Below are 12,253 nucleotides of genomic sequence, written 5' to 3'. Positions count from 1 at the left end.
ATGAGTTTACTTCTACCCACTACTAGGAAACATCGCGGCATTTATACTTACTAATTAATAAGAATACGCTTAGATACGCAAAAGCGTTATTGAACTTTCGCCTATTGAACTTTAGGGTTATGTTATATAGCAGGATTGATGAAAGTAAACACTTACTTTTTAAAGTCGAACCAGCACAAAAAGGGCCATTATTTCTTTGAGATAATGGCCCTTTTTGAATGTTGATGGTCCCAACTTTTGACTATTAAGGTTACCGCTTTAACTTACTTATGATGCTAATGAGGTTACTTATATTAAAAACAGTACCAAAAATACTGCCCACGGATATCGCGTAAATTAAGCCCAGTGACTCGGCGACGAGAAAGGTTCTTCGTATTTGATGGGTGTCTCTTATTACAATAGAGCCAATGGTAAAAATGAGTGAGGAAGCATAGGCGATAAATATGTTCCAGTGATGCTCAAGCACAAACCACTCGTAGCATAAAAAACCAACATTAATACCAATAAAGGCAAACAGAATAAGGTTACTTCTATTTTTGATCGCAATGATGTTGCGAACGCTAGCGAGAAGAGTCCCTACCCCTGCAGCCATAGCATCTAGCATGAAGAAATGGGCACTCAAACTTGCTAAAGCAAACGCGGATATCAGCAGATAGCGGTCAACGTTATTTTGTCGGTATCCAATGAAATTTAAAACAACAGCAATTGCACCAAATGCTTCGGCAACGACAACCATGATTTTTCTCTTTTAAAATTTTAGATAAAACGGGCGGCAAAGCGCCTTAAACGCAGATGAATACTCACCATTGTTATCACGTATTGTAAGGGATGGATATGTGTCTTCAGGTTTAGCTACCCTTTCGCTGTCTCCATCATAAGCGCGTCGAGCCTGAAAACGGTAGACGCATAAGTAGGGATCACTTTTGCTATCGTGTTTTACCACTAAGCAACCTGTAACAACTAGGTTGAACGCTAGCGCTGCTTGCTCTATTTCGACCATTCGTCGATAAGGATAAACGCAGTAAAGACTCCCCGCCGCAGATACGTTATTCGCCGCAAACTGAAAAAGTGCAGTCGGCGAAAGTAAGCCAGTTTGTCGCGCACTGTGTCTTGCATTGGTTTGGCTAGCAAAAGCATTAGTGGGTTTATTGCTGTGCTCAAAATAGGGCGGGTTCGATACAATAATATCAAAGCTAGTCTTTGGCTTATAAACCTCTAGGGCTTGGTGGTGCACCGAAATTCGCTTCGACCACTTTGACATCTCAACATTATTTACAGCCTGCTGCGCCGCGTTTTCATCTACCTCAATCGCCTGTATGTCGGCAACAGTATCGGTTTTTTGCGCCATCATAAGGGCGAGAATGCCCGTTCCAGTACCGATGTCCAGCACACTTTTGGCCCCATTGGGATTTACCCAACTTCCAAGAATTAGACTATCGGTATTCACCCTCATGGCACACTTATCTTGCGCCACACTGAATTGCTTACAACGGAACATTGTTTAAGAACATAGAAAATAAAACACGGCAGAGATCTTACCTCATCTATTCTATCCCAGCACGCGTGATGGAATAGATAAATAAGAATAAATATTAATTGAGACAAGCATTAGCGCTAGGCCGATACCTTTCTTACCCTTTTAAACCCGCTTTTTATGTTAATCCACTCTCTATATGTAAACCGCTTTCTATTTTCAACTCACTTACCATTTTTGTAGTGACATCATATTTCTTGCTACATCAATTGGCGCCACGGGACGATACTTTTTAAGCGGCCCTTTCATTATAGATTGCCAAATGGGCGCGGTTTTTTGCGCAACATCTTCAAGTAAGCGAGATTCATCTCGGTTACCTAACAATAATGACGGCCTGACCGCGGATGCATTTGGCAGCTGTGGCATACGCATAATGGCATTTTCAAGCTCGCCTTTTACCCTGAGGTAAAAATTACTACTTTTCGCATCAGCCCCTACAGAAGACACCCAAACAAAGCTATCGGCACGCTGGGCACGGGTAAGCTGAGCCGCAACGTGGATATATTCAAAATCTACACGTCGAAATGCTTTTTTCGAACCTGCCTTTTTAAGGGTGGTGCCTAAGCAGCAGTAAACATGATTAACGCTAAAGTAACCTTGAAAGTCTTGAAGATTGTCAAAGTCGATAACCACCGGTCTTAATCGGCTGTGTGGGTCGTTGAACATCTGTGCAGACAGGGGCTTACGCACCAAGCATGTCACTTCATCGTAACGCCTGTCCTGTAAAAGCATATTTACGAGCGTTCGTCCGACTAAACCTGTCGCTCCTAGCACCATTGCGGATTTCATACTTTGCACCTTGTATCATGTGATGGTTTCTCTACAATCTAACCTTCGACAGTAAAATATGCAGATAACAATGAAAAAAGCCCTTTTAATTGGAGCCGCTATGCTCTCTACTGCTTTACACGCTGAAACGCTCACTATTGAGCGAATTTTCTCATCACCTTCTTTAGACGGCAGCGCCCCTCGCACACTCAAAGTGTCTCCCGATGGCGAGCGCGTTACGTTCTTAAAAGGAAAGCAAACCGACTACGAACGTCTCGATCTGTGGGAATACCACATCAACAGTGGCGAAACCCGCATGCTGTTCGATTCTAACGACTTACAAAGCGGTGAAGAAGTACTTTCTGATGAAGAGAAAGCCCGTCGCGAGCGTATGCGCCTAAAAGGTAGCGGTATAGTAAGCTACGAATGGTCTGACGATGGTAAAGCTCTACTCTTCCCTCTTGGCGGTGATGTGTACTATCACAAACTTGGCGAAAAAGGAGCCAAGCAGCTACTCGATACCGATGCCTTTGAGACAGACATCAAACTATCTCCTAAAGGTAATTACATTTCTTACGTTCGCGATCAGAACCTTTATGTAAAACATATTGCATCGGGCAAAGAGATGGCAATTACTAACGACGGCGGTGGCAACATCAAGTTTGGTATGGCCGAGTTTGTTTCCCAAGAGGAAATGGGAAGAATGACCGGGTATTGGTGGGCGCCGGATGAAAGCAAAATTGCGTTTACTAAAGTAGACGAAAGCCCTGTAGACGTTATTACGCGAACTGAGATTTACGCTGATGACATCAAACTGATTGAACAAAGGTATCCTAAAGCGGGTACACCCAATGTGGTTGTGGAACTTGCCATTCAGTCGCTAGACACTAACGAGCGTACGTGGGTAGATTTAGGCGAAGATAAAGATGTGTACTTTGCCAGAGGCCAATGGATGCCGGACAGCACAACATTTACCTACCAATGGCAAACACGCGATCAGCAAAACCTTGAGCTTCGTGCGTACAACACGCAAACAAAAACCCAGCGTGTACTGTTAAATGAAAGCAGTGATACCTGGGTTAACCTGCACGACGACCTGTATTTCCTCAAAGACAAAGGTCAGTTTGTTTGGGCCTCTGAGCGCGATGGATTCAAGCATCTATACCTTTTCGATAATAGCGGAAAAATGGTTAAGCAGCTCACATCGGGAGACTGGGTAGTTGACAGTATTGAAGCCATCGACACGCAAAACGACCGCATTTTCTTCTCTGGCCGCAAAGACACACCGTTGGAAAGTCACATTTATGTTGTCCCTTTTGATGGACAAGGCACCAGCGATATAGCGCGTATTACTAAATTAGGCGCCTATCATGACGCAACCTTCAGCAGCGACGCTTCTATTTTTATCGACCGTTTCTCTACTGTTAACTCTCCTTTCCAAGTCAGTTTAAACGATGCTTCAGGCAAACGTATTACGTGGCTTGAAGAAAATAAAGTAGAAGAAGGCCATCCTTTGCACGCCTATATGGATAGCTGGACCAAGCCTGAGTTTGGCGATATTCAAACAAAAGACGGTGCAACGCTAAAATACCGTATCTACAAGCCAGAGAGCGCGGTAGAAAACCCGAATAAGAAACTGCCTGTTATCGTGTATTTATATGGTGGCCCCCACGCACAAGTGGTTACCAATAAGTGGGCGGGAAATCGTGGCTTATTGATGCAACACTGGGTTGACCAGGGTTATGTGGTCTTCACGGTAGATAACCGAGGCTCTAACTACCGAGGCAAAGCGTTTGAAGATCCTATTTACAAAAAAATGGGCTTTATCGAGGTTGATGACCAAGTTGCCGGCGTTGAATATTTACGCACGCTTCCCTTCGTTGATGCTGACAACATTGGTATTCACGGACACAGTTATGGTGGCTACATGACCCTTATGGCCATGTTTAAAGCGGGCGACTATTTTGCTGCAGGTGTATCCGGTGCTCCCGTTACCGACTGGCGTTTATACGACACCCACTACACCGAACGCTACATGGGTAACCCAAACACCGAGAACGATGCTTACACGGCGTCCTCTGTCTTTCCATATGCGAAAGACTTAAAAGGCGACCTGCTGATTTACCACGGAATGGCTGATGACAACGTACTATTCACCCACTCCACAATGCTTTATAAGCACTTGCAGGACTTGGCTATCCCGTTTGAAACCATGGACTATCCAGGTAAAAAGCACAGTCTTCGCGGTAAGCAAACTGGTATTCACTTATACAAAACCATTACCAACTTCTTTGAGAGAAATTTGAAGTAAGAAAGGTTTGGCGAAAAGGCTTATGGGAAAAACCTAAGCGACAAAAAAGGGCATAACAATTTTTTGTTATGCCCTTTTTTATTTTGAAAGCGTCTTGGCCGACTAACGACCAGCATATCTTTTATGCAAACATCTGATTGGCAAGGTTCTTTTGCACTGCCTGTGCCGACGATGCACTTAGTTCAATTTCAATAGCATCTGATTTACCCGACAGCCAAATTTTAAGCTCTGCATCGGTATCAAAATGTCCAGCTGTTTCAACAATAAACTGGGTAATAGACTTGTACGGAATAGAATGATAATTCACTTTTCGCCCCGTCAGCCCCTGCTTATCAATTAATATTAATCGCTTATTGGTAAACACACTCAAATCTCGAACCAATTTAAATGCTGACGTAACCGTTTCGTTATCAGCAAGTATGGGAGACAGTTCTTCCTGAACATCTTCAGAACTTGTCTCGCTCGCATTTCCCATTATTGTATCGAATAAACCCATTTTATTTTCCTTTTCAAACTGCTGGGAACTACACAGAGGCAAGCTTCATACGCCATTGAACCCTGTGTGCCAAAGGCTTTGGCTTGTCGAGCGCAAAACCCTGCCCAAAGTCTACATTTAGCTTTTGCAACACTTGGGCAGTTGCATTATCTACAACAAACTCGGCGACGGTTTGTTTACCCATACTGTGCGCAATATTATTGATGGCAGTTACTGTAGCATGGTCTATTGGATCGTGAACAATATTTCGCACAAAGGAACCATCAATTTTTACGTAGTCCACATCAAGGTTTTTGAGATAGGTAAACGATGACATTCCTGCCCCAAAATCATCTAAAGCGAAGCTACAGCCAATATCTCTGAGTGTGGAAATGAAATGCTTTGCGGCGGCCAAGTTTGTAACGGCTGTGGTTTCCGTTATTTCAAAGCAAATTTTTTCAGCGGGCACTGTGGTTCCCTGCATGCGCTGTACTATTTTTTGCAGTGCAATCTCATCACCCAGGGTTATACCTGACAAGTTGATGGCGACTTTGCCCACATTATCGAGATGTGCAGGGTTAGCTTCTAACATTTTCAATGTGTTATCAACGACCCACAAGTCCACTTTATTCATCAAACCATGGCGCTCGGCAAGGGGAATAAATAACCCCGGACTAATAAGACCGCTTTCGCTTGCGTTTAACCTCAGTAAGATTTCATAGTGCTGAGGATAATGTGTGCTTACCTCGCTAGGTACGTTAAGAGGCATAATGGCTTGGCTGTAAAGCTCAAAACCATCGTTTTGTAACGCTTTGTGAAGCGCCTGCAGCACTTTATTTTCGCTGTCGTCGATAGCAAGTTGTGCATCTCCTTCTCGGTATACAAAATAACGATTACGTCCCAGATGCTTTGCCTTATAACAGGCATTGTCTGCCGCCTTTATTAGTGCCTCTGCGCTTTGTGCTTGCGCATTTATTTCGATAACACCGATACTAGCACCAACAAAAAATAATTTATCGTCGTACACAAAGCGATAGTTCGATACAGCAAGTAAAAGCTTATCCAACCGTTTCAAAACAGCGTCTAGTCCTTGATCTCTAAAAATAATGCAGAATTCGTCACCACCGATACGAGCCAGTAGATCATCTCCGTTTACGTATTGCCTGAACACCGTGGAGATTTCTTTTAACAGTTTATCACCAGCTGGATGACCGCAACTGTCGTTAACTAATTTAAAGCGATCCATATCAATAAAACACATCACACTGCGACGCTGATTCTGACTTTTTGAATCGCGTATATTCCGCAGAACTGAAGAGGTAGAATCCCCCATTAACTCAACTGTTTTATTCTCTGTTCTAGTCTCGTTAAGGATCTGTCGAAGCTGTGCATTAAAGGCATAGCGGTTGAGCAAGCCTGTTAATTGGTCGTGATTTGCTTGGAAGTGCACTTCTTCGTGCAATGCCAACTCTTTGGTGACGTCGCGGGCAATCCCCTCGACCGCTGTTAAGTGTCCCTGGTCATTCAAAATGGGTGTATCCGAGAACTCGACGACATAGCTTTTGCCACATTGCCCTTGATAATGCACCAAATAGGGTGCAGGCTTTTGACCTCTTGCTATTGCCTCTCTTATCTCAAAAGTTTCATCCGGCACTTGCTGTACGTAGCGCGTTTCTTGTGAACAAAACTGCTCTGGCTTATAGCCCAGTATCTTTTCAACACCCGCACTCACGTAAATAAAACTGTGCTCTGCGGTTTTGGTGTACACAAAATGACGATGCATCCCGTCGACTAAGCGACGATAACGCTCTTCACTATCCTTCAAATCTTGCTGCGCTTTAAAGCGTTCGGTCACATCTCGAATCGTTAAGGCTATATTATTACCTGCTTTTACCACTTGAATTTTTATCCACTCGGGTACAATTTTGTCGCTGTGAATTGCAACGTAACCCTCATAGGGCGCTCCGTTTTTAGCTACGTTTGCTGCTTTCTCAAACTCTTCAGGTATACCTAAAAAACGGGACTGCTCTGCCAAACTCATTTTTTTCATGACATCAAACGCCCCTCTAAAAAGATATTGGCTGTATGAGTTTGCTTCTACCAGGGTGTAGTCATTCTGTGAGGGTTGATAAATAAGCAGTGCATCTAATGACGCCTCGCTTGCAGTAAGGTAACGCTGCTGACTCACTGAAAGATGTACAGCACCTTTTAACTGCTTATGAAATACGTAGCTGACTAGCGCAGACATCAGTAAGCCAATGCCAATAATCAGTATTCCTGCGTTAAACGGGCTAAACTGGGACTGCATGGAGAGCGTGATATCACGGTCTATAAACTTAAAGGGAGATAGTGAAACGAGTGTCCCATCATCCACCATTTCACCACTAGCAAACAGCGTGCTGTTGCCTGCCTGTAACTTAAAGTTAAACTGAGGGCCAACGAGTTCGCCAAGCATGACACCCAAAATGGTTTGTACGTCGAAGCCAGCTACAATATAACCATGCTCAGGCTCTTGAGGGCTGATTGCTCGTCCCAGCAAAATGTGATGATGTTGCGTGGAGGGAGAATAGAGCAACGCACTATTCAGTGACTCTGATAGCGTTGGAATAGGAAGGCCAAGCGCAGCCATAGGCTCGCCAATAAGGCTATTGTCGATACGAGTTTTAGTACCTGCTTCAGGGGTAGCGACCCACTGGATTGTTCCAGTTTTGTCGATATACGCCAGAGAACTATAGCCCCGCTGCATTCCCATTAAAGATAATGATTGAGTATTAAACCAGTCAACTGGATTTGGCTCAAAGGTTGGCCAATTCTGCATCAGGTTATAAATTGCTTTAACTCGTTCAGTGGAAAATACTTCTAAGCTGATTTTCACTTGCTCGGCTACCGACTGCGCTTTTGATATCCTTGCGCTTTGTTCATCCTTTTGAATATAAATACCGGTGGAAACGAACAACATAGAAAGTAATAAGAACAACACCGTGGGTAATGCATAAACACGATGGTTTATCCTATCGAACATGACTAAATCTCCGGAAACATAGTTCTTAAGAGTAACAAAGATTTATGAAGCAAATATGAATTGTCTTCGGTAGTATTCAATTCAGCGATTTAACTTTTTTATTATTAATGAGTGGTAGTTATGGGCAAAACGCCAGACTTTGACAGTGTTAAAAAAGCAAGCACGCGTATCAATGAAGTAGTTAAACGCACGCCTATTGTTGAGTCGACGCTGTTAAACTCGTGGATGGGTCATAGAATTCTTTTTAAAGCTGAGTGCTTACAAACCATTGGCGCTTTCAAAATTCGTGGCGCAATGAACTTCCTAGCCAAATTAAAGGAAGAAGGCCGACTGCCATCACAGGTTGTCGCCAACAGCTCTGGAAATCACGCACAGGCGGTAGCCTATGCAGCGGCTCACTTTGGTATAAAAGCCACTATTTTCGCCAGTGAAAATATATCCCCAATAAAAGCGGCGGCTACAAAGAGCTACGGCGCAGAATTGAAGCTGTTTGCTACTCGCCCTGAGGCAGACATTGCGGTGAAAGAAGCGGCTAAGGGCGCTGATACCGTATGGATACCGCCTTTTAACCATGAAGATATTATTGCCGGACAAGGCACTGCAGCCTTAGAGGCACTTGAAGACGCAGGAAACGTAGACGCAGTATTTGCGCCCTGTGGTGGTGGCGGCCTTCTAGCAGGAACGCTATTAGCGACACGAGCATTGCAACCCAACGCATTAGTGATTGGCGCCGAGCCCGTTGAAGCGAATGACGCTTCCCAGTCGCTGCAGGCAGGTAAAATTGTGGCCCTTGAGCACGCGCCAGTTACCTTAGCAGACGGTGCAGCCACCCCCAGTGTTGGTGATGTAACGTTTGAGTTACTACAACAACTCGATGATTTTTATGAAGTTGACGAGCTGCAGATTGCATATTGGACTCAATGGCTACACCATCTATTGAAGTTACATATAGAACCCACCTGCGCAATGACAATGGCGGCAGTGGCATCGTGGGCTGCTAATACCCCTTCGGGCAAAACAGCGTTAGTTATGCTCTCTGGTGGAAATATCAGCCAAGCGTCAATGACAGCAATTTGGGAGCAAGACTTTTTACTTCAACCCCCTATTATAGATTTCGACGACGCAACAGAAGAAGAATTATGAAAACAAAACCAATGAAAAAGCTAATAACCGGCCTCACGCTCGCGGCATCCTGTATTACACTTAGCTCTGTTATTTCTATTACTGTTATTTCTACTAACTATGTAAACGCAGCAACACTGGTTAAAAACGTAAAAGGCTACACCCTAAACGACAGTGGCACACTTGTTAAATTCAGTAATATGGTAATGGACGAAGGCAAAGTACTCGCCCTTGATGCCAAGGCAGAAAACTTTGACATTAGCACAACTATCGATGGCGAAGGAAAAGTCATGCTTCCTGGGCTTATCGATGCTCATGGCCATCTGTTAGGGTTGGGCGCCAACCTGTTAGAAGTGAACTTACGAGAAAGCACAAGTGCAAGCAATGCGGCAAAAATGGTGTCAGATTATGCGTTCGCAAATAAAACGCAAAGCTGGATTACCGGTCGCGGCTGGAACCAAGAGTTGTGGAGCGACCGTGCTTTTCCAAACGCCAGCGACCTAGATAAAGTAGTATCAGACCGCTCGGTAGTGCTGACGCGGGTTGATGGACACGCTGCATGGGTCAATACCAAAGCGATGGAAATTGCCGGCATCACCAAAGACACCAAATCTCCCGTTGGTGGCGAAATAATTAAAGATGCCAACGGCAACCCTACTGGCGTATTTATCGATAACGCATCAATGCTTATTGAAAAACACTTACCCTCGGCAAGTAATGCTATTTATCAGCAGCAGTTAGAGGCAGCTGGCGAACACTTGCTGGCAAACGGAATAACGTCAATGCACGACGCTGGCATTAGTCGCGATGTGTATGACTTCTATTTAAAAGAGTCGGTAGAAAGTGACTTACCTATTCGTATTTACGCCATGGTGAGCGCTACCGATCCTGAGTTATCCACCATGCTGGGTAACGGGACTATTCGCGACAACGACGACTTTTTGTATATTCGCTCTGTAAAAGCCTATGGCGATGGCGCACTCGGCAGTCGTGGCGCGGCGCTATTAGAGCCGTATTCAGATGCACCTCATCAACACGGCTTATTACTGACTCAGCCAGAAGATATGAGTGAGCTATTCACTACCGTAATAGGCGCAGGGTTTCAGCTGAACTACCACGCTATTGGCGACAAAGCGAATCACGTAGCGCTTAATGAGTTTGAAAGTACATTTGACCGCATTGGCGGAAGCGAACTGCGCAACCGTATTGAGCATGCGCAGGTTATTGCACCTGACGACCTAGCGCGCTTCTCTGGCTTGAAGGTGCTTCCATCCATGCAGCCTACCCATGCCACCAGCGACAAAAATATGGCAGAAGATCGCATCGGTAAAGATCGAATGAAAGGCGCTTATGCGTGGAAAACACTGCTAGATTCGGGCATTGCACTGCCACTTGGCTCCGACTTTCCTGTGGAATTGGCCAACCCGTTTTATGGCCTACACGCTGCGGTGACCCGTCAAGACAGAGACAATCAGCCGGTTAAAGGGTGGTATGCTCACGAAGCTTTGTCTATCGAACAAGCCTTCAAGGGCTTTACTCTTGATGCCGCCTATGCGGGACATATGGAAGATACATTGGGGACACTAACTCCAGGTAAATGGGCTGACTTTATTTTAGTCGACCAAGACATCTTCAGTATTGAGCCTCAGCACATTTGGAAAACAAAAGTACTTTCAACCTATGTTGCCGGTGAACACGTTTTTAGCCTAAACAATGACTAGAAACAGCCTGCTCACTAAGGGTATTGGCGGCATTGGTGCCGCCTTACTTGTACTGAACGGCCTTATCGGCGCTGGTATTTTTGCCTTGCCTGCTAAAATGGCTGCAGAGTTAGGCGCGTTTAGCCCTTATATATTTCTTATTTTTGGCGCCCTCATGCTCACCATTGTATGGTGTTTTGGGCAGCTTGCTGTTTTTTATCAAGAAACTGGTGGCCCTGTTATTTACGCCCGTAAAGGGTTTGGAAATGCAGCGGCCTTTCAAACGGGGTTTGTGTATTACCTTGCCAGGGCCACTGCCATTGCGGCCAATATGCACGTTCTGCTGCTATACGCCGGCTATTTGTGGCCAGAAATCAACGCAGGAATGGGAAAATCTCTGGCAATAATAGCGCTCACTAGCCTACTCATATTTGTCAATATTGTGGGGCTAAAAGCAGCAATGCGCTCCCTCGACACAATCTCTGTTTTGAAGCTATTGCCCTTTGTAGCGCTTATTGGCGTAGGATATTGGCAACTTGATTTCTCTACTGCTTCGCCCGTTGTCACCCCAACATTAGATACCATTTCTGCAGGCGCACTCATTACGCTTTACGCCTTTATCGGTTTTGAAACGGTTGTGGTTACCAGCGGCGAAACTAACTCTCCTAAGAAAACCATTCCAAAAGCATTAATGCTGACAGTGTCAGGTATAGCGTTATTCTATTTCTGCGTTCAGTGGCTTTACTGGCATACGCTTGGCGCTGCAACACCCGATAGCGCTCCGTTAATCGCCCTTGCTAATATTATTTTTGGTGAAACTGGCGCGCTGATAATGACGTTGACCGCCGTTGTGTCTGTAGCTGGAAACCTACTTGCCAACATGATTTCAACATCACGTCTTACGTACTCCATGGCACGTCAATCTCTTATCCCAAACACATTGGGTAAGCACTGGCTTGGCAAAGTGCATAACGAGTTTGCCACTCCATATATTTCGGTTTTAGTATTAGGTGTTTTTGCAGGCGTTATGGCGCTAAGCGGAAGCTTCGTGTGGCTTGCAATTTCAAGTGTATTAGCAAGGCTTGTAGTTTACGCGGTGTGCGTTGTAGTGCTCATGAAAGCGCAACATCAGCTCACCTACACACCCAACATCGTCAAACGTGCAGTACCCTTTATAGCCCTGGCTGTGTGTATTTGGTCGATCAGTCAGTCGGCAACCAATGCTTGGTTATTCTTAGTTGGCGAGCTGGTGATAGGCGCAGCACTTTACTGGCTGTTCACGAGAAACGCGAAAGACTAAAAGCGTTAATTTGCAAAAAAA

At 44.9% G+C, this 12,253-nt stretch carries 9 protein-coding genes; 4 read left to right on the top strand and 5 right to left on the bottom strand.

The window, feature by feature from the left end; all coding sequences use genetic code 11:
- Positions 1 to 250 precede the first annotated feature (250 nt).
- The 3 genes from V7R39_RS15325 to V7R39_RS15315 all read right to left on the bottom strand — a co-directional run bounded on the left by V7R39_RS15325 (position 251) and on the right by V7R39_RS15315 (position 2,323).
- Complete coding sequence (locus tag V7R39_RS15325) at positions 251 to 736, bottom strand: YgjV family protein (RefSeq protein WP_334031762.1); 486 nt, start codon at positions 734 to 736, stop codon at positions 251 to 253.
- Between the two features lie 12 nt (positions 737 to 748).
- Positions 749 to 1,474 (bottom strand): tRNA1(Val) (adenine(37)-N6)-methyltransferase, encoded by a 726-nt coding sequence (locus V7R39_RS15320; RefSeq protein WP_334031760.1) that lies wholly within the window; start codon positions 1,472 to 1,474, stop codon positions 749 to 751.
- A gap of 228 nt (positions 1,475 to 1,702) precedes the next feature.
- Positions 1,703 to 2,323: an NAD(P)H-binding protein gene (locus V7R39_RS15315; protein WP_334031759.1), complete on the bottom strand. Its 621-nt coding sequence runs from the start codon at positions 2,321 to 2,323 to the stop codon at positions 1,703 to 1,705.
- Positions 2,324 to 2,393: 70 nt separating this feature from the next.
- On the opposite strand from V7R39_RS15315, the gene V7R39_RS15310 reads away from it, so the two are divergent.
- The gene (locus V7R39_RS15310; protein ID WP_334031757.1) at positions 2,394 to 4,613 is read left to right on the top strand and encodes a S9 family peptidase; all 2,220 of its coding nucleotides are present in this window, start codon (positions 2,394 to 2,396) and stop codon (positions 4,611 to 4,613) included.
- A 121-nt stretch (positions 4,614 to 4,734) separates the two neighbouring features.
- Here V7R39_RS15310 and V7R39_RS15305 read toward each other — a convergent pair whose 3' ends face one another.
- Entirely contained in the window at positions 4,735 to 5,109 is a 375-nt protein-coding gene (locus tag V7R39_RS15305) for a PH domain-containing protein (RefSeq protein WP_334031754.1), read from the bottom strand.
- Between the two features lie 28 nt (positions 5,110 to 5,137).
- Complete coding sequence (locus tag V7R39_RS15300) at positions 5,138 to 8,110, bottom strand: sensor domain-containing protein (protein ID WP_334031753.1); 2,973 nt, start codon at positions 8,108 to 8,110, stop codon at positions 5,138 to 5,140.
- A gap of 120 nt (positions 8,111 to 8,230) precedes the next feature.
- On the opposite strand from V7R39_RS15300, the gene V7R39_RS15295 reads away from it, so the two are divergent.
- Genes V7R39_RS15295 through V7R39_RS15285 form a run of 3 tightly spaced genes read left to right on the top strand, consistent with a single transcriptional unit; the run spans position 8,231 to position 12,232 of the window.
- Positions 8,231 to 9,253, top strand: coding sequence for a serine/threonine dehydratase (locus V7R39_RS15295; RefSeq protein ID WP_334031752.1), 1,023 nt, complete (start codon positions 8,231 to 8,233; stop codon positions 9,251 to 9,253).
- Positions 9,250 to 10,953 (top strand): amidohydrolase, encoded by a 1,704-nt coding sequence (locus V7R39_RS15290; protein WP_334031751.1) that lies wholly within the window; start codon positions 9,250 to 9,252, stop codon positions 10,951 to 10,953. Before V7R39_RS15295 ends, V7R39_RS15290 begins: the two co-directional genes overlap by 4 nt.
- Complete coding sequence (locus tag V7R39_RS15285) at positions 10,946 to 12,232, top strand: APC family permease (RefSeq protein WP_334031749.1); 1,287 nt, start codon at positions 10,946 to 10,948, stop codon at positions 12,230 to 12,232. The genes V7R39_RS15290 and V7R39_RS15285 overlap by 8 nt, the downstream gene beginning before the upstream one ends.
- The last annotated feature ends 21 nt before the right edge of the window (positions 12,233 to 12,253 follow it).

The sequence above is a fragment of the Alteromonas sp. P256 genome (assembly GCF_036864455.1).
Taxonomy (GTDB): Bacteria; Pseudomonadota; Gammaproteobacteria; order Enterobacterales; family Alteromonadaceae; genus Alteromonas.
This window is presented reverse-complemented; position numbering and strand designations above follow the sequence as displayed.